Origin of the sequence: Achromobacter sp., assembly GCF_050285565.1 — a bacterium.
Taxonomy (GTDB): Bacteria; Pseudomonadota; Gammaproteobacteria; order Burkholderiales; family Burkholderiaceae_B; genus Achromobacter.
Window position 1 is genome coordinate 230,838 of the sequence record NZ_JBLZXG010000003.1, and the last position, 22,193, is coordinate 253,030.

A 22,193-nucleotide genomic window follows, 5' to 3' on the forward strand; every position below is an offset into this window, starting at 1 on the left:
TCCTGCTTGATGTTCAGTTGACGATGACGGGCGCGCCCGGGCCTTCGGCGCCCGTCCAGTCATAGGCGGCGTAGAGGCCGGCGTAGCGGGCGTTCAGTTCGGCCAGGCCTTTGCTGAAGAGGCCGTGGGTCACGTACAGGTAGAGCGGCTGGCCGGTCTTCTCGCGCAAGGCCGAGGCCAGTTCCAGGAAGGTGCGGCCGCCGTCGCAGATGTCGTCGACCACCAGCACGGGTTGCGCCGGGATGTCGTCGGGCACGCGGGTTTCGGTGATGCGGCCGGTCTGCGGGTCGCGCACTTTTTCGGCGTAGCGCACGGCGGCCACGCCGAGCTTTTTGGCCAGGGCCTGGACGCGCTTGCGGGCGCCGGCGTCGGGCGCCATCAGGGTCACGCCGTTGGCGAAGACGGGGTTGGCCAGGGCGTTCTTCAGGAAGGCGCTGGCGTCGATCACGCGAACGCGTTGCAGCAGGGCGGGGGTGACGTCGCTGTGCGGCTCGACCACGGTGACGGTGGCGTATTGCTGGTCGTTGATGAGTTTGCAGAACACGGCCGCGCCCAGCGCTTCGCCGGGGTTGCAGACGCGGTCCTGGCGGGCATAGGGCACGTAGGGCATGTCCAGGTGCACCGGCGCGGCCGGGTTCAGGCGGCGCAGGGCGTCGGTCAGCAGCAGCAATTGCATGACATCGTCGGCCGACTTCAGCAGGGCGTGGATGCGGAATTCGCTGGCCGCGTCGGCGCAGGCCTGCAAGGTGGCGGGCACGGTGACCTGGCTTTCGCCGCCGGGGAACACGAACGCGCGGGGCGTGTCGGTTTGGCGTTGTCCTTCTACGAGCGCGGTGAGGGTGAACATGATCAGGCCTTAGTGGCAAATTAAAACTAAGTGAGGCAAGTATAAGCCTACTTATTGTTTGTATGCAACTAAGGGTGGCGCAGGCGCGCGCTTATCCGACGCTGCGGTCGAACAGGGTGAAGTCTTTCAGGCGGTACAGGCGCGCGGGGCGCTGGGCGCCCAGCACGTAGTCGTCGGTGGCCTCCAGCACGTCCCAGGCTTCCATCTTGCGGCGGAAGTTGGATTTTTCGAGCGTGGTTTGCAGGATGGCTTCGTAGGTGCGTTGCAGTTCGGTCAGCGTGAAGCGTTCGGGCAGCAGGAAGAACGGCAGGGTCGAGTAGCTGGATTTGCCGCGCACGCGGGCCACGGCGGCGGCGACGATGTCGGCGTGGTCGAAGGCCAGCGGCGGCAGCGCGTCCACGCTGACGAAGCGAAAGCCGGCGGGCGCGGCTTCCAATTCAGCCGCCGGCACCAACGCCACGTAGGAGACGGACAGCGACCACTTGCGCGGGTCGCGATGCGGTCCGGAGAACACCTGCAACTGCTCCAGGTAGCGCGGCTCGAAGCCGGTCTTGGCGCGCAGCACGCGGCGGATGCTGGCCTCGGTGCTGGCGTCTTCATCCACGTGCACCATGCCGCCGGGCAAGGCCATGGCGCCCTTGAACGGCGCGCGGTCGCGCGGATGCAGGGCGATTTCCAGGCCGGTCTGGCGCAAGGTGAGCAGGACGGCGTCGACGGTGACGAGGGGTTGGGGGTGGTCCAAGGGTGGTCCCGGGCGTGGCACTTCGGGGTAAGGTGCCACTATGCGCCGGATTGGTCAACCGCGCCCGCCGCCCTGGCTGGCGGCGCCAATGCCGTCAAGCTCGGCCACCGCCCGCGGCGGCAGCGCCAGGCTGGCCGCGGCGGCGTTCTGCCGCAGGTGCTCGATCGACGAGGTGCCCGGGATCAGCAGGATGTTGGGCGAGCGTTGCAGCAGCCAGGCCAGCGCGGTCTGCATCGGCGTGGCCTGGCAGTCTGCGGCCACGCGCTCCAGCGTGGCCGATTGCAGCGGCGAGAAGCCGCCCAGCGGGAAGAACGGCACGTAGGCGATGCCGTCTTGCGCCAGCTGCCCGATCAACGCGTCGTCGGCGCGGTGCGCGATGTTGTACTGGTTCTGCACGCAGACGATGTCGGCGATGCCGCGCGCCTGCGCCACTTGGCGCGCGGTGGCGTTGCTCAGGCCCAGGTGGCGGATCAGGCCCTTGCGCTGCAATTCGGCCAGGGTGCTCATGGCCGGTTCGATGTCGCCTTCGGCCGGGCCGGTCACGTCGAACATGAGCCGCAGGTTGACCACGTCCAGCACGTCCAGGCCCAGGTTGCGCAGGTTGTCGTGCACCGCCGTTTCCAGTTCGGCCGGCGAATTGGCCAGCAGCCACGAGGCGTCCGCGCCGCGGCGCGCGCCCACTTTGGTGACGATGACCAGGTCGTCGCGGTAGGGGTGCAGCGCCTCGCGGATCAGTTGGTTGGTGATGTGCGGGCCGTAGAAATCGCTGGTGTCCAGGTGGTTGATGCCCAGCGCCACCGCTTCGCGCAGGACGGCCAGGGCCTGCGCCTTGTCCTTGGGCGGGCCGAACACGTGGGGGCCGGCCAGTTGCATGGCGCCGTAGCCCAGGCGGTTGACGGACAGGTTGCCCAGCGAATAGGCGCCGGCGTGTTGAATCGAGGTCATGACTTGCTCCGGGGGGGTGAATGAAAGCGAGTCTAGGGCGGCGTGCTGCGTGCGACAATCCCTGGTAATCGCACAGCTTGTGCGGAATGACGAACAATAGGGGCCGCCGTGTCCAACCTTCAAGACATCAGTGCCTTTGTCGCGGTGGCGACGCATGGGGGCTTTCGCGGCGCGGCGCGGCAGACGGGAACCAGCGCGTCGCAGTTGAGTGAAGCGGTGCGCCGGCTGGAGGCGCGGCTGGGCGTGCGGCTGTTGAATCGCACCACGCGCAGCGTGGCGACCACGGCGGCCGGACAGCGCCTGCTGGAGCAACTGACGCCGGCGCTGGACGCGGTCGAGTCGGCGCTGGACGTGGCCAACAGTTTCCGCGACCGGCCAGCGGGCAGGCTGCGTCTGAATGTGCCGCTGGCGGCGTCGCGGCTGGTGCTGCCGCGCATTGTGCCGCCGTTTCTGGCCCAGTACCCGGAGATCCGGCTGGAGGTGATCGTCGATGACCGCTTCGTCGAGCTGCTGCAATCCGGTTGTGACGCGGGCATCCGGTACGAGGAGAGCATGGACCAGGACATGGTGGCCATCCCGATCGGCCCACGGCGCCAGCGGATGGCGGTGGCCGCCGCGCCGGCGTACCTGGCCCGGCATGGGCGGCCGCGGCACCCGCAGGACCTGCGCCAGCACTTGTGCCTGCGCGGGCGCTTTGCCAGCGGCGCCATGCCGGCGTGGACGTTTGAACGCGACGGCGAGTCCGTCACGGTGGAGGTGGACGGTCCGCTGATCGTCAGCCTGGGGGCGGCGGCGGACCTGGCGGTCGATGCGGCGGTGGCCGGGGCCGGGGTGGTCTATTTGTTCGAGGATTGGCTGCGGCCTTACCTGGACCGCGGCGAGCTGGAGCCGGTGCTGGCGGATTGGTGGCCAGGCTTCACCGGCCCCTTGCTGTATTTTCCGGGCCGGCATTATCTGCCGGCGCCGTTGCGCGCGTTCGTGGATTTTGTGCAGGCGGCGCGCTGGTAGCGCGACCGCGACTAAGGCCGTGGCCGCGTCCGCGGTTCAGCGCGCCGCCGTCAATGCCCCCATCGCCTGGCGCATGAAGGCCAGCGTGGCGTCGTCGGCCCAGGTGCCGGCGGTCAGTTCGGGCTCGGTCATCAGCGCGTGGCGGAATTTCGCGTGGGTGGCGGGGTCCTTGCCCGCATAGGTGCAAAACAGTTCCAGCCATTGCCGCGCCAGTTCGCGGCCAGCGGCCGAGTCGGGCCTCTGGCCGGCGTCGATCGCATCGCGCACCCGGGCGATCAGGGCCGGCCATTCGCCGACGCGGTCGTGATAGTGCGCCCGCATGAAGCGCGCCTCGTCCGGTGTCAGGTGCTTTTCGTACAGACGCAGCTTGCTTTCGGAGAAGGCGCGCACCACGTAGTCACGCATGGCGGGGGAAATGCCGATGTGTTCCTGCATGGCCGGCTCCTGTTCGTGCATCCGGTTCAGTTTTACCAGCAGGCGCGGATCGCCGTTGGTGTCGCGCAGCAGCAGCGTCATCCAGCGCAGGGCCAGGGCCTGCGAGCGCGCGTCCTCGGGCGGGGCGCCGCTGTCCATCTGCTGGCGCACCTCCTGGATCAGCGCGAGCCAGTCGGTATCGTCGTCGCGGCTACGGCCATACATGGGCAGGCGCGCCAGTTCTTCCTGGGAAAAATATTTGTCGTACATGTTCATCAGTTCCAGAGTGGTCAGCCAATCGGCCAGCTCCGGCTCCGCGCCCGTCGCCAACTGGCCTTGCAACTGCGCGAGGCGTTCGCGCAGCCGGGCGGCCTGTTGGATCTGGCGGTCGAGCATCGCGATTTGCCTGGCGATGATCTCGTCCAGCGGCGTGCCGGGTTGGTCCAGGTAGGCGCCGATCTCGGCCAGCGGCAGTCCGAAGCGACGCAATGCCTGGATCTGGTGCAGTCGGGCGATGTCGTCGCGGCCGTAGAGCCGGTAGCCGTTGTCGGCGCGCGCCGAAGGTGTCAGCAGGCCGATCGCGTGATAGTGGTGCAGCGTGCGGACGGTCAGTCCGCTGCGCTTGGCCAGTTCTCCTACTTTCAGTCGCACGGGGGTCCTCCGTTGATGGCGCAGACGGAACTTTTGGGCATGACGTTGCGTGAGGGTCAAGCGTGGGGGGCGCGGGCGCCGCGAAGGGGCGCGGCGGCGGGCAGATCGTGGCCTGCCGGCCCGGCGGCGCTTGGGGCCGGGGCGGGGCTGTCCCTGGACGCGGTCGGCTTGCCGGATCGTCCCGGGATGGCGCGGGCAACCGCGCCGCCCGGAACAAGCGGGCGCGGGGCGATTGCGCCCGCTGCGCCCGTCGTGCCGGGAGTGGCGGGATCAGCCGCAGCGGATCGCCGTCATCACATCCTTGTCGTCGACGATCAGGTTCAAGCGGGTGTCGTTGTATTCCATGGTGACCAATTGGCCCGGACGCAGGATGCGGGCCGTGGCGGCGCCGCTGCGGCTGCGCAGGTCTTCCGTGACGGACTGGGTGGCTTTCTGACCGATCTGGGATTGCAGGGTGCTGGCGTCGCAGGTCTTGCGGGCGCTGCCGGACGGGGCGGAGGACGATCCGTACGACGCGCCGGAGGCGCTGTCGGACACGGCGGGCGAGCTGGCGCTGCTGGCGGAGGCGGACGAGGAGGAACGCGGGGCTCCGGTGTTGGCGCAGGCGCTCAGCGTGGCTACCAGCAGAACGGGAATCAGCTTGCGGATCATGATCACTCCTGAAAAATAAAACGTTTCCGCGGCACGGCCATCGCGCGGGCTGGCGGGCGTCGCGGAAAATCCATCATAGACCAGCCGCCGGCCGCGCGCTCGGCGGGCGTGCCGGGGCTGTACGTCCGGGCGTGGCTGGCGGCCAGCGCGTTCGGCGGCGCCGTCTCCCGCCGTCAGTGGAAATTGCGGCTGGGCATGCTCAGGCCGCCCAGCAACTCGGACAGGTCCACCAGCCGCTGCGCGATCAGGTGACGCACGCCGTCCACGCTCTGCCAACTGCCATACACGCCCAGCAGGGTGGCGCCGAGCAGTTCGCGCCGCTGGCGTTCGATCAGCTCGGGGCGCACCACCACGTTGACCGGGCCGGTTTCGTCTTCCAGGGTGACGAAGATCACGCCCTTGGAGGTCTGCGGCCGCTGGCGCACGGTGACGATGCCACAGGCGCGGGCCACGCGCTTGTCGGGGTAGCCGTTGAGCACGCTGGCGGGCTGGAAATTGCGCGCCGCCAATTGCGGGCGCAGCAGTTCGACGGGGTGGCGCCGCAGGGTCAGGCCGACGCTGCGGTAGTCGGCCGCCACGGTCTGGCTCTCGGTGGGCGCGGCCAGTCGCGGCGCCTCGGTCTCGTGGATGGCGGCGTCGCGCAGCAGGTCGCGGCTGTGGACGCTGGCGGCGGCTTCCCAACTGGCCTGGCGGCGGTGGCCGGCCAGGGTGCGCAGGGCGTCGCCAGCGGCCAGGGCGTTCAGGTCGTGGCGCGTCAGGGCGGCGCGGCGGGCCAGGTCGCCGGTGCTGGTGAAGGGCGCCTGGGCGCGGGCCGCCTCGATGCGGCGGGCGCTGTCTTGGTGCAGGCCCTGGATCAGGTTCAGGCCCAGACGCACGGCGGGGCGGGTTTCGTCCGGCGCGGGGGCGTGGGGGTGGGCCCGGCGCGGCGGCGCGTCGGCGGGCGGGGTTTCCAGCGCCGCGTCCCTGCCGCTGACGGTCACGTCCACCGGCAGCACCCGCACGCCGTGGCGGCGCGCGTCCTGCACCAGTTGCGCCGGCGCGTAAAAGCCCATGGGCTGGGAGTTGAGCAGGGCCGCCAGGAAGGCCTCGGGCTCGTGGCGCTTGAGCCAGGAGCTGGCGTAGGCCAGCAGCGCGAAGCTGGCGGCGTGGCTTTCGGGGAAGCCGTACTCGCCAAAGCCTTCGACCTGGCGGAACAGCGCCTCGGCGAATTCCAGGGTGTAGCCGTGGGCCAGCAGGCCGCCGACCAGTTGGGCGCGGTATTTGTCGACGCCGCCCTTGCGCTTCCAGGCGGCCATGGAGCGGCGCAACTGGTCGGCGTCTCCTGGCGAGAAGCCGGCCGCGACCACGGCGATCTGCATCACCTGTTCCTGGAAGATGGGCACGCCCATGGTGCGGCTGAGCACGCCGCGCACTTTTTCGCTGGGATAGCTTGCCTTTTCCTTGCCCTGGCGGCGCCGCAGGTAGGGATGCACCATGCCGCCCTGGATCGGGCCGGGCCGCACGATCGCCACCTGCACCACCAGGTCGTAGTATTCGCGCGGCCGCAGGCGCGGCAGCATGGTCATCTGGGCGCGCGATTCGATCTGGAACACGCCGATGGTGTCGGCTTCGCAGATCATGTCGTAGGTGGGTTCGTCGCCTTCGGGGATGTCCTGCAGGCGCAGCGGCTGGCCACGGCGCTGGCCGGCCAGTTCCAGGGTGCGGCGCAGCGCCGACAGCATGCCCAGGGCCAGCACGTCGACCTTGAGCAGCTTGAGCGCGTCCAGGTCGTCCTTGTCCCACTGCACCACGCTGCGGTCGGCCATGGCGGCGTTCTCGATCGGCACCAGCCGCGACAGCTTGCCGCGCGAGATGACGAAGCCGCCCGGGTGCTGCGACAGGTGGCGCGGAAAGCCCATCAGGGTCTGGGCCAGCGCGGCCCATTGCCGCGCCACCCGCGATTCCGGGTCCAGCCCGCAGGCGCCCAGGGTGCGCAGCATTTCCTTCTTGCCGTCCCACCACTGGTGGGCGCGCGCCACCGCGTCGATCACGCCCGGATCCACCCCCAGCGCGCGGCCGGTGTCGCGCAGTACGCTGCGCGGGCGGTAGGAGATCACCACGGCGGTCAGGGCGGCGCGCTGGCGGCCGTACTTGCCGTAGATGTACTGGATCACTTCCTCGCGCCGCTGGTGCTCGAAGTCGACGTCGATGTCGGGCGGTTCGTTGCGTTCCTTGCTGATGAAGCGCTCGAACAGGTTGTTGCCGCGGCGCGGGTCGACCTCGGTGATGCCCAGGCAGTAGCACACTGCCGAGTTGGCGGCGGACCCGCGTCCCTGGCACAGGATGCCGTTGTCGCGGGCGTGGCGCACGATGTCGTAGACCGTGAGGAAATAGGCCTCGTATTGCAGGTCGGCGATCAGCGCCAGTTCCTTTTCGATCTGCTCGCTGACGTGCGCCGGCACCCCGGCCGGAAAGCGCCGCGCGGCGCCGGCCAGGGTTTCCTGGCGCAGGTAGGTGGCGGGCGTGTGGCCGCGCGGGATGATCTCGTCGGGATATTCGTAGCGCAGTTCGTCCAGCGAGAAGGCGCAGCGGCGCGCCACCACCAGGGTCTGCGCCAGCGCCTCGGGCGGATACAGATTGGCCAGCCGCATGCGGGTGCGCAGGTGCTGCTCGGCGTTGCCGGACAGCGCGTAGCCGCATTGCGACACGCACTGGTGGGTGCGGATGCCGGTCAGGGTGTCGTGCAGCGGCTTGCGCGAACGCACGTGCATCTGCACCTGGCCCAGCGCCACCACCGGCAGCTCGGCGGCGCGCGCGGCGTGGTCGACGGCGGCGCGGTGCAGGTCGTCGCGCGAGCGGTACAGCAGCGTCAGGCCGACCCAGGCGCGGCGCGGGAAGGTGGCGGCCAGCCAGCGCGCCTGCTGCGCCATGCGGTCGGGGTCGTCGCCGTAGACGGGCGACAGGATCGCCAGGCATTCGGGCAGGTGGCGCAGGTGTTCGTGGCCCGGCGGCGGGGCGGTGAAGTCCTCGGGCGCGAGCCGGTATTCGCCCTTGGGGGCGCGGGTGCGGGCCAGGGTGATGAGTTCGGACAGGTTGCCGTAACCCTCGCGGGTCTGCGCCAGCAGGGTCAGGTCGAGCGGGGCGGCGTCGGGGCCGGCGCGCAGCCGGAAGGTGGCGCCGATGATCAGCGGCAGCTTCTGGGTCTTGGCCTCGACGTGGGCGCGCACCACGCCGGCCAGGCTGCATTCGTCGGTGATGGCCAGCGCGGCGTAGCCCAGTTCGGCGGCGCGGGCGACCAGTTCCTCGGGGTGCGAGGCGCCCCGCAGGAACGAGAAGTTCGACTGGCATTGCAGTTCGGCGTAGCCGGGCAGCCCGGCCGGGGGACCGGGGGCGTCGTCATGGGGATCGTCGGGCGTTTGCATGGCGGGGTCAGGCGTATAGCCCGTGCAGGTACCAGCGCGCGTGCTCGTCGTCGCGTTCGCGGTAGATCCAGTAGCGCGCGCTGGCGGCGTCCTCGGCGACGAAGTAGTCGCGCACGGTCAGGGCGGGATCCCACCAGCCGCTTTCGATGCGTTCGGGGCCGCGCATCAGCCGCAGCGCCTGGCCGGCGTATTGCGGCCGGTGGCCGGCCAGCTTCAGCGGCAGCGGCGGGTCCAGCAGCCAGAAGGGACGGTCCAGCGGTTCGGGCAGCGGCGCGGGGCGCGGCGGCGTATCGAGCGCGTCGCCCCAGGCGTTGGCGGCCTCGGGCCGGTGGTCGGGGATGGGACAGGCGTGGCGCACCTGGTCGCGGCCCAGCCGCGCGGTCAGCAGGTCCAGCAGCCGGGCGTGGTCGGCGGCGGTGCCGCCGGGTTCGGGAAACAGGGTGGTGCTGGCGGCGGGCTGTTCGGTGGTGTCGGGCGCCAGCAGCGTCACCGCGATCACCGGCGCGTCCAGGGTGAGGCGGCCGAGCTTCTCGCGCAGCAGGTTGAGGATCTGCGGCGCCTGCCAGACGGGCTGGGCCAGCGCCAGTTCCAGTTCGGTGGGCGGGCGCGCATGGCGGCCGCGCTCGTGGTCCAGGCGCAGCAGCACGCGCCGCACCGCCAGTTGCCGCGCCGTCAGCCAGCCGCCCAGTTGTTCGGCCAGGCGCCGCGCCACGGCCAGCACCGCGTCGGTGTGTTCGAGGTATTCCATCAGCTCGATGCGGCGCTCGAAACGTGGCGGCGGCTCGATCCAGCGATGCAGTTCGGGCGCCTGGCCATAAGCGGCGTCCAGCGCCTGCAGCAGCTCGGGCGCGCTGCGCCGTTGCAGGCCGGCGCGGGGCAGGGCGCGCAGGTCGGCCAGCGTGTGACAGCCGATGTCGTTGAGCCAGTCCAGGCGAGGTTGAGCCTGCGGCAGCAGGGCCACGGGCAGGGCGTCGAGCCGGCGCGCCAGCGTGCGCGCGGTGAGCACCCGGCGCGGCGCGCGGCGGCCGCCGCGATGCGCCAGCAGCCAGGCGCCGGCAGCGGTGGGCGCCATGCCCAATGACACGCGCAGGTCCAGCGCGGCCAGGGTGGCGGCCACGCGCCGGTGTAGCGCGCGCGGGCCGCCAAAGAACAGCAGGCTGGCGCCGACGCTGAGCAGCACGGTGTCCTCGCCCGCCAGCGCGACCTCGGGGGTGTATTGCAGCAGCGCCAGCGCCGCGCCTTGCAGGGCGTCGGCCTCGGCCGACGGGTCTCGCGTCAGCAGTTCGACCTCGGGGGCGATGGCGGCCGCGCCGCCACGGCGCATGCCCGGCCGCACGCCGGCCTGGCGCGCGGCGGGCGTGAGGGCGGCGACGCGTTCCTGGTCGAGGACCGCGTAGGCCTGGGCCTCATGCGGCCAGTGCGGGCGCAGGGCGTCCAGCGGCAGGCAGCGCAGGCAGGCGGCGATCCAGAGGCGCATGGCGGGTGGGCGCGAGGACGCCGGGCTCCAGGCCCACGTACAGCGGGGCCTCGCAGACCGGTCCGCGGCGCTTGAGGATATGGACGGATAGCCCGCCCGGCGCGGGCGCGAGCGCCAGGCGCAACGGGGCGGGGGTGGCGTGCTGGGCCGCGCTGGCCGGGCGCAGGGCGACGAACAGCAGGTCGCTGGCCTGGGCCGCCAGGTGCAGCCGGCGCAGCGATTCGGGGCGCACGTGGGGCAGCCAGCAGAGCAGGGCGCCGCAGCTACCGTTTTTCAGGATCTGCTCGGCGGCCCACAGGGCGTCCAGCGGTTTTTCGGGGGCGACCCAAAGCAATTGGCGCGGGTCGAGCCGCCAGCTCATCCAACTGGCAATGTGCGGCGCGTGCGGCGGCTGCACCAGGGCGATGGCGCGGCGCGTTTCCAGTTGCGCCAGCGCCGGGCGCAGCAGGCGGATTTCGCCGATGCCGGGTTGCGGCGCCAGCAGCTCGATCAGCGAACCCAGCGGCCAGCCGCCGTCCGGCAACTCGGCCGACAGGGCGGCATGGCCGGTGGGCAGGCTGCGGGCGGCGCCGCGCGCCAACTGGGTGGCGCGCCACAACGCGGGATGGATCTGTTCTGGGGACGGCATGGCGGCTGGACGACCCGGTTCTCCTGGGGTGGAGGGCAGTCGGGCCGCCCTGGGAAATCAATGAATGCTGTATGAATATACAGTATTTTACCCGACCCGAAAGGGTCAGGATGTATCCCGGGATTGCACTGCCGTGGAGAGGGATCCCGCGCCGGAAGGCCGGGCCGCCGCAGGGGGTGGCCCGGTGCCGCGTCAGGGGCGCGCTGCGGCGCTGGCGGCGGCCGGCGCGTCCTGGCCGACGCCGGCCGCGCGGTCGGCCTCGAAGCCGTAGAACCGCATGTCCTCGTAGCGGATCCAGCGCGACTTCTTCACCAGCCGGTGGCCGATCCAGAACGCCAGGAACAGCGGGATCGCCAGGTAGGTCGAGATCACGCCGATCCAGTCGATGCGCTCGTCCAGGAAGGCCTGGTAGTTCTGGCCCAGCGTGACCAGCAGGCACAGCACGAAGGCCAGCAGCGGGCCGAACGGGAACAGGCCGGCCTTGTAGGGCAGGTCGGCGGTGTCGTAGCCGTGCTTCACGTAGCCCTGGCGGAAGCGGTAGTGGCTGACCGCGATGCTCAGCCACACGATGAACTCGGTCATGCCGGCGAAATTCAGCAGCCAGATGTAGACCGCCTTGGGGCTGTAGACCACGCTGAACATGCACAGGCAGGCCAGCGCGGTGGTGGCCAGCAGCGCGTACAGCGGCACGCCGCCGCGCGTCAGGCGCTTGAACAGCTTGGGCGCCTGGCCCTCGACCGCCATGTTGAACAGCATCCGCGTGGCGGCGTACATGCCCGAGTTGCCGGCCGACAGCACCGAGGTCAGGATCACCGCGTTCATGATGGTGGCCGCCGACAGCAGCCCGGCGTGCTGGAACACTAGCGTGAACGGGCTGACGGCGATGTCTTCGACCTCGTTGCGCAGCAGTTGCGGGTCGGTATAGGGAATCAGCAGGCCGATGATCAGGATCGCCAGCACGTAGAACAGCAGGATGCGCCAGAACACGTGGTTGATGGCGCGCGGCACGTTGCGGCGCGGGTTCTCGGATTCGCCGGCGGCCACGCCCACCAGTTCGGTGCCCTGGAACGAATAGGCCACCACCATCGCCACCCCGACCCAGGTGGCGACATTGCCCACGAACGGCGCCTCGCCCACGCGCCAGTTGCGCAGGCCGACCGGCGCGTCGCTGTGGATGATGCCGACCAGCATGGCCAGGCCCAGCACGATGAAGCACAGCACCGCCACCACCTTGATGATGGCGAACCAGTATTCGGCCTCGCCGAAGCTGCGCGCCGAGAAGGCGTTCAGGCCGAAGGTCAGCGCCAGGAAGGCGACGCTCCAGATCCAGCCGGGGGTATCGGGGAACCAGTACGCCATTACCAGTTGGGCGGCCACCACGTCCACCGCCACCACCGTGGCCCAGCTGAGCCAGAAGTTCCAACCCAGCGCGAAGCCGAAGCCGCCGTCCACGTAGCGCGAGGCGTAGGTGCAGAAGGAGCCCGAGACGGGCATGAAGGTGGCCAGTTCGCCCAGGCTGGTCATGATGAAATAGACCATCAGGCCGATCAGCAGGTAGACCGTGAGCGCGCCGCCCGGGCCGGCCTGGGCGATGGCCGCGCCCGAGGCGATGAACAGGCCGGTGCCGATGGCCCCGCCCAGGGCGATCATGGTCAGGTGGCGCGCCTTGAGCACGCGATGCAACTGGTTCTTGCCGGCCGGCGGGGTTCCCGAATCTGTCGTCGGTGTTTTCATGGAATGCACAGGTTGATGCAAAACGCTGCGCCGGCCACGATCGCCCGTCAGCGCCTGGTGGACACCGGGGGCAGTAGCCAGCCCGGTGGGCGCCTTGCCTAGGATTGCGTGTGACCGGCATTTTACAATGGGCCACCCAGTGCCTGTCCGGAGCCGTAGCATGGCCACTTCTTCCCCCGCATCTTCCCGCGCGATCGAATTCCTGCCCAACCCGGGCACCGACGTGCGCCAATTGTTCATCCTGCTGCACGGCGTCGGCGGCTCGCCCGACAACCTGGTGCCGCTGGCCGAGGCGGTGCGCGCCGCGTTTCCGGCCGCGGCGGTGCTGATCCCCGAGGGCTTCGAACCCTTCGACGGCGGCGGCGCCGGGCGCCAGTGGTTCTCGGTGCGCGGCGTTTCCGACGACAACCGGCCCGAGCGCGTGGCCCAGGCGTTGCCGCCGCTGGAGGCTTACGTGAAGGCGGCCCAGGCCCGCTTTGGCCTGTTGCAGTCCGACACCGCGCTGGCCGGTTTCTCGCAGGGCGCCATCATGGCGCTGGAACTGGTGCAGGCGCACGACGGCATGGCCGGCCGCGTGATCGCGTTTGCGGGCCGCTATGCGCAGTTGCCCAAGGCCGCGCCGCAGTACACCACGCTGCATCTGCTGCATGGCGCCGACGATCCGGTCATGCCGGTGGCGCTGATTCAGGCGGCGCAGGCGCGGCTGGACGAACTGCACGGCGATTCCACCATCGACGTGGCCACGCACGTCGGCCACGAATTGCACCCGGCCCTGATCCAGCGCGCCATCGTGCGCCTGCAGACCTGCGTGCCGTTGCGCAGTTGGGAAGCGGCGCTGGGTCTGAACCAGTCGCCGCCCGACGGCACCACGGTGCATTGACGGCGCGCGGCGCCGGTATTTGCCGAGCCCCTCCGGGCTGGCCGACGCGCCTCGGCCGGGCGCCCGCGAGTCTTACTGCTCCCAGCCGCCGCCCAGCGCCAGGAACACGGCGATCTGGTCGTTGCTCAGTTCGGCCTGGCCGGCGGCCAGCGCGCTTTCATTGCTGGCCAGGGTGCGTTCGGCGTCCAGCACCGTCAGGTAGTCGGTCTTGCCGTACTGGAACAGTTGGCGCGCCTGCGCGGCGGCCTGGGCCGCCTGGTCGCGCGCGGCCCGCAGCGCGGCCTGGCGGTCGAGCTGGCGCGCATACACCACCAGCGCGCTTTCGGTTTCGCGCAGCGCGTTCAGCACCGAGGCGTCAAAGCGCGCCACGGCGGCCTTGGTGTTGGCCTCGGCCTCGGCGATGCGTGCCTGCACCGCGCCGGTGTTGGGCAGGGTCCAGGAGATCAGCGGACCGACGCTCCAGCTGAAGGTGCCGCGGTCGCCGAACATGGCGGCCGGGCCGCCCGAGGCGCCCGACAGGCCCAGCGTGATCTTCGGATAGAGGTCGGCCGTGGCCACGCCGATGCGCGCGGTGGCGGCGGCCAGCGCGCGTTCGGCCTGGCGGATGTCGGGCCGGCGGCGCAGCAGCGCGGCGCCGTCGCCGACCGGAATCGTTTCGCGCAACTGCGGCGCGGCGGCGCATTGCAGCAGCGTGGTGGGAATCTCGCGCGGGGGCTGGCCGGTCAGCGCCGCCAGCCGGTACAGCGCGGTGCGCTGCTGCGCCTGGAACGGCGGCAGGCTGGCGCGCAATTGCTCCAACTGGCTGCGCGCGCGGGTCACGTCCAGCGCGGTGCCGCGGCCGGCGCGTTGCAACCGGCTCACGGCGTCCAGCGATTCCTGCTGCACCTTGACCGAGTGTTCGGCCGAGGCCAGTTGCATGCCGGCCGAGCACAGGTTGGCGTAGGCGCGCGCGGTTTCGGCCGCCACGGTGACGCGGGTGGCGTCATAGGCGGCCTGCGCCGCCTGCGCGTCGGCGCCGGCCGCTTCCACGGCGCGCCGGATCTGCCCGAACAGATCCACCTGGTACGACATGCTGGCGCCGGCCGAGTACGACCAGCGGTTGGGCGGGTCGATCCCCGGCGCCAGTTCCTGGATGCCGGACACATGGCCGAAGGTGGGCGAGGCGTTCACGCCCAGGCTGGGCTGTTGCTGGGCCTGGGTTTCGCGCACGGCGGCCTGGGCCCGTTCGAGGTTGGCGCTGGCCACGCGCAGGTCGGTGTTGGCCGCCAGGGCCTTTTCCACCAGGGCGTCGAGCACAGGGTCGTTGTACAGGCGCCACCAGCGGCCCGGCACCTGGTCGCGCTGGAACACGCCTTCCCGCGCCTCGGCGAACGGCGCCTGCGCGTCGGGCCGGGTGGCGGCCGCGCCGGCGGGCACCTGGTAGTCAGGGCCCACGGCAGCGCATCCGGCCAGCGCGGCGGACAGCATCAGCGGCAGGAAGAATCTGGTGTTCATGGCGGTTACGGCTTGGCGTTGTCTGGGAGGTTGCGGGGGACGGCAAGGGCCGCGCTCAGGTCGGCTGGCGCGCGCCGGTGTCCGTTTGCGCCGGCGCGGCGGCGCTGCCGACGGCGACGGTGGCGGTCTGGCCGGCCACCAGGCGCACGCCGGCGGGCACCTGGTCGATCTTCACGCGCACCGGGATGCGTTGCGCCAGGCGCACCCAGTTGAAGGTCGGGTTGACGTTGGGCAGCAGATTGGCGCCGGTGCTGCGGTCGCGGTCGGCGATGCCCAGCGCAATGCTTTCGACGTGGCCGCGGATCTGGCGGTTGTCGCCCATCAGCGTCACGGTGACGGGGTCGCCTTCGTGGATGCCGGGCAGCTTGGTTTCCTCGAAATAGCCTTCGACGTAGAACGAACTGGCGTCGACCAGCGCCATCACGCCGCGGCCGGCGCTGGCGTACGAGCCGGCGCGCAGGTCGAGGTTGGTGACGCGGCCGTCGGTCACGGCCAGCACGCGGCTGCGTTCCAGGTTCAGGCGCGCGGTGTTCAGTTGCACCTGGGCCTGGGCCAGCGCGGCCTCGGCCTGTTGCAGCCGGGTCTGGCTCTGTTCCAGCGCCTCGGCGGCCACCAGCTGGCCCAGCGAACGGTTGCGCTTGGCGTCGCGCAACGCCTGCTCACGCGCCACCTGTTGCGAGCGCACCGACGCTTCGGCCTGGTCGTAGGCCAGTTGGAAGCGGGCGCGGTCGATCTCGAACAGCACGTCGCCGGCCTTCACGTCCTGGTTGTCGTGCACCGGCACGGCCGTGACCAGCCCGGACACGTCCGGCGCCACCTGCACCACGTAGGCCTTGACGCGGCCGTCGCGGGTCCAGGGTTCGACTTCATAGTGCACCCACAACTGCCAGCCGGCGTAGACGGCGGCCGCGACCACGGCGGCGGTCAGCGCGAATTTGCCAAGGGCGGCGGGGCGCAGGGCATTGGGAAGCTTCATACCTATCTCTGCAGAAAATAAGGGGAAATCAGGGAGACGCCGTACAGCAGCACGATGAACAGCGCCAGGTCGAACAGCGCCGGGTGCCACACCAGGCGATACAGCCCGGCGCGCGCCAGCACGCGGCGCACGGCCCAGGCCACGCCCAGGGTGACCACGCCCAGCACCAGCAGCCAGGGGAAATAGATGCCGTAGAGGTTGAATTCGCCGATCATGGGGTCTCCAGTGTCGGATGGGCCGGTTGGTAATCGGCCGCCTCGGGGAAGAAGGCGCGGCGCAGGCCCACCAGGGCCACCACCGCGCGGTCGCGCGCGGCCACGGTGCCGGGCGTGGCGCTGACGCTGGCCAGGGCGCGGTCGATCTGCGCCAGCAGTTGTGGCGTCTTGTCGCCGCCGCGCCAGGCCGAGCGGGCGCGGAAAAACTGCGCCAGGCTGTCGAGCACTGGCGCGATGCTGGCGTCGGCCATCGGCAGGTGGCGGCGTGCGCGTTGCAGTTCGGCGATGTCGCGGCCCACGCGCAGGTCTTTGAGCGCGTCGGCGGCGACCAGGTCGTCGGGCCGCTTGGCCAGCGCCAGGCGCGGTTGCAGCAGGCCGATGCGGTCGAGCATGCGGGCGGCATAGGTGTGGCGGGCCGGGGCGCGCGGCGAGCTGGCCAGCGTCGCCAGTTCGTTCCAGTTGGCGGCCTGGATGCGGCGCGCGCTCCAGTCGGCGCTGACGGTGCGGAAGATGGCGGCGATGATGGCGGCGGTGGCCACGCCCAGGCATTGCGCCACCTGCGTGTCGATGAACGAGACCAGATCGGCGGCATGGGTGTCCTGCAACGCCATGGTGCCCAGGAAGCCGAACAGCACCGCCATGGCCTTGCCGGTGGAGGCGGGCCGCGCGATGAAGATGCCGAGCACGAAGGCGGTCGGCAGCATCGCCAGCGCCAGCATCTCGAACGAATGGATCGCCGGCATGATGCCCAGCAGGTACAGCGCCGACAGCGGGATCGAATAGACCGTGTAGGTCAGGAACTGCATGATGCCCGGCACGGGGTTGTCCTGCGAGGCGAAGAAGCAACTGAAGATGGCGGCCATCAGGGCGGCGGTGGCGCCATTGCTCCAGGCCGTGCCGATCCAGAAGGCGCAGCAGGCCGAGATGGCGACGCCGGCGGCGGCGGCCGACAGCAGCGCCATGCCGCGGTCGCGGTGCAGCACGTGGCTGGGCCGGCTGGCGCCGCCGCGCGATGGCCGCAGCGGAGCGCCGGCCAGTCCGGCGCGGATCTCGCGGCGCAGCGCCAGGCATTCGTCATAGGTGTCGATCAGTTCGCGCAGGCGGGTCATCAGGCTGGCCAGCAGCGCGTCGCGCCAGCTCGAATGGCTGTCGATGGCGGGCGTCAGGCGCGCCACGGCGGCGCGCAATTGCACGGCGGCTTCGTGGGTGGCCTTGGCGCCGGCGTTGATCCATTCGGAGATGTCGGCCAGCACCTGCGAGACGGGTGCGGGCAGCGCCCGGCCATCGGCCTGGAGTGCGCGCATGCGATCCTCGACCGCCGACACGGCCGGGGTGAGCGCGGCGATCTGGTCCTGCATGGCGCGCACGGCGCCGGCGGTCCAGCGCAGGTTGCCGGTGTCGAACGGCACATGGGTCGACAGCAGGCGCAGCTGGGTGATGTCGTTGGCCAGCACGCGGCGGTCGCGGTCTTTCTGTTCGGCGGTCTGGCCGCTCAAGGTGTCGTGGATCCAGAGCTTGGCGTCGCGCACCGCCTTGTCCAGTTGCAGCGTCAGGGCGGGCGCCAGGCCGCGCGGCAGCACGACGCTGTGGATGAGCGTGGCGCAGACGATGCCCAGGCTGATTTCCTCGACCCGCGCCAGCGCGGTGTCGAACACTTGCGAGGGGTCGCTGACGCTGGGAAAGCCGATCATGGCGGCGGTGTAGCCGGCCAGCATGAACAGGTACGAGCGCGGGGTGCGGTCCAGCACCGACAGGTACAGGCAGAAGCCGACCCAGGCCACCATGGCGGCGGTCATGACGACCGGCGAATTGGACAGGCGCGGCACCATGTAGACGGTCATGGCCGAGCCGCAGAAGGTGCCGATCAGGCGGTACAGCGCCTTGGAGCGCACCGCGCCGGACCAGGGCTGGGCCACGATGTAGGCGGTGGTCATGGCCCAGAACGGGCGCGGCAGGCCGATGCTGTACGAAAGATAGAGCGCCATGATGGCGCTCAGGTAACTCTTGAGGGAAAAGATCGTCTCGCGGACGTTGGGCAGGGTCATGGGCGCGGGTCCCCTTGCGCGCCGGCGGCGCTGCGGCCCAGCGCCGCCTTGAGTGTTTCGAACACGCGCAGACAGGCTTGCAGGTCGGTGTCGCTGACGCCGTCGAACAGGCGCCGGCGCAGTTCCACCAGCACGTCCTCGACCTGCTTGCGCAGGGCGTGGCCGGCGTCGGTCAGGTGCAGGGTTTTGGCGCGACGGTCGTGCGGGTCTTCGCGCCGCTCCATCAGGCCGGCGGCGACCAGTTGGTCGAGCACCCGCACCAGGGACGGGCCTTCGACCCCCAGCGCCTCGGCCAGCGCGCCCTGGCGCACGCCGTCACCGAGCCGGCCGGCCAGGATCACGGGCCAGGCGGTGGCTTGCGACAGGCCGTAGTCGGCCAGGGCCTTGTCGGCCGCGCCACGATAGGCGCGCGACAGCACCATCAGGTTGGCGGTGGTGGCCATGAGTTGGGAGTCGGTGGGGGTTTTCATGGAAATCGATTGTATCCTATCTATTAGCTTACTATTAATTGAAAATGGCGAAGATCTCCATTGATTTTTTCAATTGGGACAATCGGGGGCGGGCTTTGCGTGAATGGAAAGGCGGGCGGCCGCAAGCATGGGCTTGGGGGGGGCGCCAGGCCCCGGGGGGCCGCCGTGGCGGGCGCGGGCGTTGCGCGCGGCGGGCCGCGGATGCGCCGCCGCGTACCCTGGGGGTCAGCCGTTGCAGTCGGCCCAGCAATTGGGCGTTTCGTACAGGCGCACGCGGGTCAGGCGCAGGTCGGCGCCGTAGTGGCCGTGATAGTGCGGCGCCAGGATCTCGAAGATGATGGCGGCCAGGTTCTCGGCGGTGGGGATGCGGTCCAGCACCACCGTCTTGTGGCCGGGCATCGAGTCCAGGAAGCCGCGCACGGCGGTGTCGCCCTCGAACACCAGGAAGGCATGGTCCCAGACGTCGACGATATGCGTCTTGGCGATGCGCTTGATGTCGGCGAAGTCCATCAGCATGCCGTTGTCGGATTCGCCGGGGGCCTGGACGATGTCGCCGGTCAGGGTGATTTCGAGCACGTAGCGGTGGCCGTGCAGGTTGCGGCACTGGCTGCGGTGGTCGGGGATGCGGTGGCCGGCGTCGAATTCAAGCCTGCGGGTCACGGAAATCATGGAATGCCTATGTATTTATGGGTCTGCAGGCTCAGGCGCCATTGCGGGTGCTGCATGCAGTATTGAACGGCCTGTTCGGTGTTGGCCAGGCGGGCGGGGCCGTCCATGGGTTGCAGGAAGAAGTGTTGGAAGTCCAGGTGTTCGAAGCGCGGGGGCAGGGCGTTGGGCTGGGGGTAGACCAGCTTGAGTTCGTTGCCGCGTTCGATGACGACGGGGGCGGTGCCTTTGGGGCTGACGCAGATCCAGTCGATGCCGGGGGGCGGCTGGACGGTGCCGTTGGTTTCGATGGCGACGGTGAAGCCGCGGGCGTGGACGGCGGCCAGCAACGCTTCGTCCAGTTGCAGCAGGGGTTCGCCGCCAGTGAAGACGATGTAGCGGTTGGCGCTGTCGGGGCCCCAGGCGGCTTCGATGGCGTCGGCGAGCAGCTCGGGGGTGGCGAATTTGCCGCCGCCGTCGCCGTCGGTGCCGATGAAGTCGGTGTCGCAGAAGGTGCAGGCGGCGCTGGCCCGGTCGCTTTCGCGGCCGGTCCAGAGATTACAGCCCGCGAACCGGCAGAAGACCGCCGCGCGGCCTGCGTGGGCGCCTTCGCCTTGCAGGGTTTTGAAGATTTCTTTGGCGGTGTAGGTCATGGGGGGAGGCGCTTGGTCGCGCGCCGGGGAGGGGCAAAAGCGCATTATTTTAGTCGGTCTTGGCAGCCTGGGTCTGGGATGTCCTTGATGTCGTGGGCTTTTTCGCTCTTTGGGGAATTCGGAGGCCGGGGCAGGGAGCGTCGTAGGTCGCCCTGGGCGCGGCCTTTCAAGGCATGCGCGAATCGGTCGTGGGGGCGGTGTCCGCTGGCGCGCATGTGGCGTGAGGCTTATATACTCTCGCGCTATGTTTCATGTTCAAGATTCTCTCTATATCGACGAGCGCGAGATTGAGTTCTCGATGATCCGGGCGCAGGGCGCGGGCGGGCAGAACGTCAATAAGGTGTCGAGCGCGGTGCATCTGCGGTTCGATGTGCGGGCGTCGTCGTTGCCGCCCGAGATCAAGGAGGCGTTGTGCGCGATGAGCGACCATCGCATCTCCAAGGACGGGGTGATCGTCATCAAGTCGCAGTCGTTCCGCAGCCAGGACAAGAACCGGGCGGAGGCGATCGAGCGGCTGGTGGCGATGGTGCGGGCGGCGGCGAAGGTGGACAAGCCGCGGCGCGCGACCAAGCCGACGCGGGCGTCGCAGCGGCGGCGGGTGCAGCGCAAGGTGCTGCATGGCGAGGTCAAGCGGCTGCGGGGGCGGGTGCAGGGGGAGTGACGGTCGCGCTGGGCGGGCTGCTGGCGGGTGGGGGTGACCTGCCGTGGGCGGCCGACTTGCTGGAGCGGGACCTGGGGGACGGAGCGCGAATTTCCGGGAAGGCCCCTCGGCCGGCAGGGGTATAACGATATATCGGGATGTCTCGATATAAAATTCGATAAATTGCGATATTTCAATATGACGACCACTGCTTCCACCGCCGTCGAGGCCACCACGCAGATCGATGTCGACGCCATCATCAAGGCGTTGGCCAATCCCGTGCGCCGCGAGATCCTGGGGTGGTTGAAGACGCCGCAGGCGCACTTCGAGGAGCGGCCGGGGCACACCTTCGAACACGGGGTGTGCGCGGGCCATATCGACGGGCGTTGCGGGCTGTCGCAGTCCACTGTGTCTTCGCACCTGGCGGTGTTGCAGCGCGCGGGGCTGATTTCGGCCACCAAGGTGGGGCAGTGGGTGTTCTTTCGTCGCAATGAACCCGTGATTGCCGCGTTCCTGCGGCAATTGAACCAAGACATGTAGCCTGCCGCCGCTACCCAAGCCTGCCCGCCGGGCACGAGGACTTTTGTATGAGCCTGCTGTTCGAACCCTTGCAAGTGGGGGAGTTGACCCTGCCCAACCGCATCATCATGGCCCCGTTGACGCGCCAGCGCGCCGCCGAGGGCCGTGTGCCGAGCGACCTGATGGTCGAGTATTACGTGCAGCGCGCGACTGCCGGGCTGATCCTGACCGAAGCCACCTCGGTGACGCCGCAGGGCGTGGGCTATGCGAATACGCCGGGGCTGTGGTCGCAGGAACAGGTCAAGGGCTGGCGCAAGGTGACGACGGCGGTGCATGAGGCCGGCGGCCGCATCTTCGCGCAGTTGTGGCACGTGGGCCGGATTTCCGATCCGATCTTCCTGAACGGCGAACTGCCGGTGGCGCCGAGCGCGATCGCGGCGGGCGGCCACGTCAGCCATGTGCGGCCCAAGCGCGCCTATGTGGTGCCGCGCGCGCTCGAGACCGATGAGATCCCGGGCATCGTCGAGGCCTATCGCCGTGCCGCGCAGTTGGCGCAGGAGGCCGGCTTCGACGGCGTCGAAGTGCACGGCGCCAACGGCTATCTGCTGGACCAGTTCCTGCAGGACAGCACCAACCATCGCACCGATGGCTACGGTGGCTCGCTCGAAGCGCGCGCGCGCCTGATGCTGGAGGTGGTGGACGCCTGCGTCGGCGTCTGGGGCGGGGGGCGGGTCGGCCTGCATCTGTCGCCGCGGGGCGACGCGCACACAATGGGCGATTCGGATCCGGCCACGACCTTCAATTATGTGGCGCGGGCGGCGCGCCGGCGCGGGTTGGCTTTCCTGTGCGCGCGTGAGCACGAGGGCGCCGACAGCCTGGATCCGCAGCTCAAGGAATCGTTTGGCGGCGTGTATATCGCCAACGAAGGCTTCACGCGCGAATCGGCCGAGGCCGCGATCGCGGCGGGCCGCGCCGACGCGGTGGCGTTCGGCGTGCCGTACATCGCCAATCCGGACCTGGTGCGGCGCTTTGCCCTGAACGCGCCCTTGAACACGCCGGATACGTCCACCTTCTACGCCTCGGGCGCGGCCGGCTACACCGACTATCCGGCGCTGGCGGTGGCCTGAGGCCTGACGCCGCGGCCGGCCGCCACGGCGC

At 70.0% G+C, this 22,193-nt stretch carries 21 protein-coding genes; 5 read left to right on the forward strand and 16 right to left on the reverse strand.

The annotated features are described in order from the left end of the window. Positions 1 to 13 precede the first annotated feature (13 nt). The 3 genes from prs to ACN6O8_RS07010 all read right to left on the reverse strand — a co-directional run bounded on the left by prs (position 14) and on the right by ACN6O8_RS07010 (position 2,534). Positions 14 to 847, reverse strand: coding sequence for a ribose-phosphate diphosphokinase (gene prs / locus ACN6O8_RS07000; RefSeq protein ID WP_427990342.1), 834 nt, complete (start codon positions 845 to 847; stop codon positions 14 to 16). A gap of 91 nt (positions 848 to 938) precedes the next feature. Further along, positions 939 to 1,589 carry an NUDIX hydrolase gene (locus ACN6O8_RS07005; RefSeq protein ID WP_427990343.1) on the reverse strand — a complete coding sequence of 217 codons (651 nt, stop codon included), beginning with the start codon at positions 1,587 to 1,589 and terminating at the stop codon, positions 939 to 941. Positions 1,590 to 1,643: 54 nt separating this feature from the next. Beyond that, positions 1,644 to 2,534 carry an aldo/keto reductase family oxidoreductase gene (locus ACN6O8_RS07010; protein ID WP_427990344.1) on the reverse strand — a complete coding sequence of 297 codons (891 nt, stop codon included), beginning with the start codon at positions 2,532 to 2,534 and terminating at the stop codon, positions 1,644 to 1,646. A 108-nt stretch (positions 2,535 to 2,642) separates the two neighbouring features. Here ACN6O8_RS07010 and ACN6O8_RS07015 point away from each other — a divergent pair, with 108 nt between their 5' ends. Beyond that, entirely contained in the window at positions 2,643 to 3,542 is a 900-nt protein-coding gene (locus ACN6O8_RS07015) for a LysR family transcriptional regulator (RefSeq protein WP_427990345.1), read from the forward strand. A gap of 36 nt (positions 3,543 to 3,578) precedes the next feature. Here ACN6O8_RS07015 and ACN6O8_RS07020 read toward each other — a convergent pair whose 3' ends face one another. From ACN6O8_RS07020 to ACN6O8_RS07045, 6 genes are all read right to left on the reverse strand, one after another. Beyond that, the gene (locus tag ACN6O8_RS07020) at positions 3,579 to 4,607 is read right to left on the reverse strand and encodes a MerR family transcriptional regulator (protein WP_427990346.1); all 1,029 of its coding nucleotides are present in this window, start codon (positions 4,605 to 4,607) and stop codon (positions 3,579 to 3,581) included. A 270-nt stretch (positions 4,608 to 4,877) separates the two neighbouring features. Continuing rightward, positions 4,878 to 5,258, reverse strand: a complete 381-nt coding sequence (locus ACN6O8_RS07025) for an I78 family peptidase inhibitor (RefSeq protein ID WP_427990347.1) — start codon at positions 5,256 to 5,258, stop codon at positions 4,878 to 4,880. Between the two features lie 173 nt (positions 5,259 to 5,431). Then, entirely contained in the window at positions 5,432 to 8,659 is a 3,228-nt protein-coding gene (locus ACN6O8_RS07030; protein ID WP_427990348.1) for an error-prone DNA polymerase, read from the reverse strand. A 7-nt stretch (positions 8,660 to 8,666) separates the two neighbouring features. After that, a complete protein-coding gene (locus ACN6O8_RS07035) occupies positions 8,667 to 10,136 on the reverse strand; it encodes a DNA polymerase Y family protein (protein WP_427990349.1) in 1,470 nt (489 codons plus the stop codon). After that, a complete protein-coding gene (gene imuA / locus ACN6O8_RS07040) occupies positions 10,066 to 10,764 on the reverse strand; it encodes a translesion DNA synthesis-associated protein ImuA (RefSeq protein WP_054447474.1) in 699 nt (232 codons plus the stop codon). The genes ACN6O8_RS07035 and imuA overlap by 71 nt, the downstream gene beginning before the upstream one ends. A gap of 192 nt (positions 10,765 to 10,956) precedes the next feature. Further along, positions 10,957 to 12,498 carry an amino acid permease gene (locus ACN6O8_RS07045; RefSeq protein ID WP_427990350.1) on the reverse strand — a complete coding sequence of 514 codons (1,542 nt, stop codon included), beginning with the start codon at positions 12,496 to 12,498 and terminating at the stop codon, positions 10,957 to 10,959. A gap of 160 nt (positions 12,499 to 12,658) precedes the next feature. Between ACN6O8_RS07045 and ypfH the strand changes: the two genes are divergently transcribed. Then, entirely contained in the window at positions 12,659 to 13,378 is a 720-nt protein-coding gene (gene ypfH, locus ACN6O8_RS07050) for an esterase (RefSeq protein ID WP_427990351.1), read from the forward strand. A gap of 72 nt (positions 13,379 to 13,450) precedes the next feature. Here ypfH and ACN6O8_RS07055 read toward each other — a convergent pair whose 3' ends face one another. The 7 genes from ACN6O8_RS07055 to queE all read right to left on the reverse strand — a co-directional run bounded on the left by ACN6O8_RS07055 (position 13,451) and on the right by queE (position 19,876). Further along, a complete protein-coding gene (locus tag ACN6O8_RS07055) occupies positions 13,451 to 14,872 on the reverse strand; it encodes an efflux transporter outer membrane subunit (RefSeq protein WP_427990352.1) in 1,422 nt (473 codons plus the stop codon). Positions 14,873 to 14,927: 55 nt separating this feature from the next. Next, positions 14,928 to 15,848 (reverse strand): efflux RND transporter periplasmic adaptor subunit, encoded by a 921-nt coding sequence (locus ACN6O8_RS07060; RefSeq protein ID WP_427990353.1) that lies wholly within the window; start codon positions 15,846 to 15,848, stop codon positions 14,928 to 14,930. A 2-nt stretch (positions 15,849 to 15,850) separates the two neighbouring features. Then, on the reverse strand, positions 15,851 to 16,063 hold the full coding sequence (locus ACN6O8_RS07065) for a DUF1656 domain-containing protein (protein ID WP_020927916.1): 213 nt from the start codon (positions 16,061 to 16,063) through the stop codon (positions 15,851 to 15,853). Beyond that, positions 16,060 to 18,108: an FUSC family protein gene (locus tag ACN6O8_RS07070; RefSeq protein WP_427990354.1), complete on the reverse strand. Its 2,049-nt coding sequence runs from the start codon at positions 18,106 to 18,108 to the stop codon at positions 16,060 to 16,062. The genes ACN6O8_RS07065 and ACN6O8_RS07070 overlap by 4 nt, the downstream gene beginning before the upstream one ends. Continuing rightward, positions 18,105 to 18,578 (reverse strand): MarR family winged helix-turn-helix transcriptional regulator, encoded by a 474-nt coding sequence (locus tag ACN6O8_RS07075; protein ID WP_427990355.1) that lies wholly within the window; start codon positions 18,576 to 18,578, stop codon positions 18,105 to 18,107. The genes ACN6O8_RS07070 and ACN6O8_RS07075 overlap by 4 nt, the downstream gene beginning before the upstream one ends. 225 nt (positions 18,579 to 18,803) lie before the next feature. Then, positions 18,804 to 19,247 (reverse strand): 6-carboxytetrahydropterin synthase QueD, encoded by a 444-nt coding sequence (queD, locus tag ACN6O8_RS07080; protein ID WP_427990356.1) that lies wholly within the window; start codon positions 19,245 to 19,247, stop codon positions 18,804 to 18,806. Continuing rightward, a complete protein-coding gene (gene queE, locus ACN6O8_RS07085; RefSeq protein ID WP_427990357.1) occupies positions 19,244 to 19,876 on the reverse strand; it encodes a 7-carboxy-7-deazaguanine synthase in 633 nt (210 codons plus the stop codon). The genes queD and queE overlap by 4 nt, the downstream gene beginning before the upstream one ends. 244 nt (positions 19,877 to 20,120) lie before the next feature. Between queE and arfB the strand changes: the two genes are divergently transcribed. The 3 genes from arfB to ACN6O8_RS07100 all read left to right on the forward strand — a co-directional run bounded on the left by arfB (position 20,121) and on the right by ACN6O8_RS07100 (position 22,162). Beyond that, complete coding sequence (gene arfB / locus ACN6O8_RS07090; RefSeq protein ID WP_427990358.1) at positions 20,121 to 20,537, forward strand: alternative ribosome rescue aminoacyl-tRNA hydrolase ArfB; 417 nt, start codon at positions 20,121 to 20,123, stop codon at positions 20,535 to 20,537. Between the two features lie 177 nt (positions 20,538 to 20,714). Further along, a complete protein-coding gene (locus ACN6O8_RS07095; protein WP_427990359.1) occupies positions 20,715 to 21,056 on the forward strand; it encodes an ArsR/SmtB family transcription factor in 342 nt (113 codons plus the stop codon). A 47-nt stretch (positions 21,057 to 21,103) separates the two neighbouring features. Next, entirely contained in the window at positions 21,104 to 22,162 is a 1,059-nt protein-coding gene (locus tag ACN6O8_RS07100) for an alkene reductase (RefSeq protein WP_427990360.1), read from the forward strand. Positions 22,163 to 22,193 lie beyond the last annotated feature (31 nt).

What these genes read in the sequence shown, in the direction of transcription:
- prs (WP_427990342.1), bottom strand. Translation starts at nt 847, where the DNA reads ATGTTCACCCTCACCGCGCTCGTAGAAGGACAACGCCAAACCGACACG.
- ACN6O8_RS07010 (WP_427990344.1), bottom strand. Translation starts at nt 2,534, where the DNA reads ATGACCTCGATTCAACACGCCGGCGCCTATTCGCTGGGCAACCTGTCC.
- ACN6O8_RS07025 (WP_427990347.1), bottom strand. Translation starts at nt 5,258, where the DNA reads ATGATCCGCAAGCTGATTCCCGTTCTGCTGGTAGCCACGCTGAGCGCC.
- ACN6O8_RS07030 (WP_427990348.1), bottom strand. Translation starts at nt 8,659, where the DNA reads ATGCAAACGCCCGACGATCCCCATGACGACGCCCCCGGTCCCCCGGCC.
- ACN6O8_RS07035 (WP_427990349.1), bottom strand. Translation starts at nt 10,136, where the DNA reads ATGCGCCTCTGGATCGCCGCCTGCCTGCGCTGCCTGCCGCTGGACGCC.
- imuA (WP_054447474.1), bottom strand. Translation starts at nt 10,764, where the DNA reads ATGCCGTCCCCAGAACAGATCCATCCCGCGTTGTGGCGCGCCACCCAG.
- ACN6O8_RS07045 (WP_427990350.1), bottom strand. Translation starts at nt 12,498, where the DNA reads ATGAAAACACCGACGACAGATTCGGGAACCCCGCCGGCCGGCAAGAAC.
- ypfH (WP_427990351.1), top strand. Translation starts at nt 12,659, where the DNA reads ATGGCCACTTCTTCCCCCGCATCTTCCCGCGCGATCGAATTCCTGCCC.
- ACN6O8_RS07055 (WP_427990352.1), bottom strand. Translation starts at nt 14,872, where the DNA reads ATGAACACCAGATTCTTCCTGCCGCTGATGCTGTCCGCCGCGCTGGCC.
- ACN6O8_RS07060 (WP_427990353.1), bottom strand. Translation starts at nt 15,848, where the DNA reads ATGAAGCTTCCCAATGCCCTGCGCCCCGCCGCCCTTGGCAAATTCGCG.
- ACN6O8_RS07065 (WP_020927916.1), bottom strand. Translation starts at nt 16,063, where the DNA reads ATGATCGGCGAATTCAACCTCTACGGCATCTATTTCCCCTGGCTGCTG.
- ACN6O8_RS07070 (WP_427990354.1), bottom strand. Translation starts at nt 18,108, where the DNA reads ATGACCCTGCCCAACGTCCGCGAGACGATCTTTTCCCTCAAGAGTTAC.
- ACN6O8_RS07075 (WP_427990355.1), bottom strand. Translation starts at nt 18,578, where the DNA reads ATGAAAACCCCCACCGACTCCCAACTCATGGCCACCACCGCCAACCTG.
- queD (WP_427990356.1), bottom strand. Translation starts at nt 19,247, where the DNA reads ATGATTTCCGTGACCCGCAGGCTTGAATTCGACGCCGGCCACCGCATC.
- queE (WP_427990357.1), bottom strand. Translation starts at nt 19,876, where the DNA reads ATGACCTACACCGCCAAAGAAATCTTCAAAACCCTGCAAGGCGAAGGC.
- arfB (WP_427990358.1), top strand. Translation starts at nt 20,121, where the DNA reads ATGTTTCATGTTCAAGATTCTCTCTATATCGACGAGCGCGAGATTGAG.
- ACN6O8_RS07095 (WP_427990359.1), top strand. Translation starts at nt 20,715, where the DNA reads ATGACGACCACTGCTTCCACCGCCGTCGAGGCCACCACGCAGATCGAT.
- ACN6O8_RS07100 (WP_427990360.1), top strand. Translation starts at nt 21,104, where the DNA reads ATGAGCCTGCTGTTCGAACCCTTGCAAGTGGGGGAGTTGACCCTGCCC.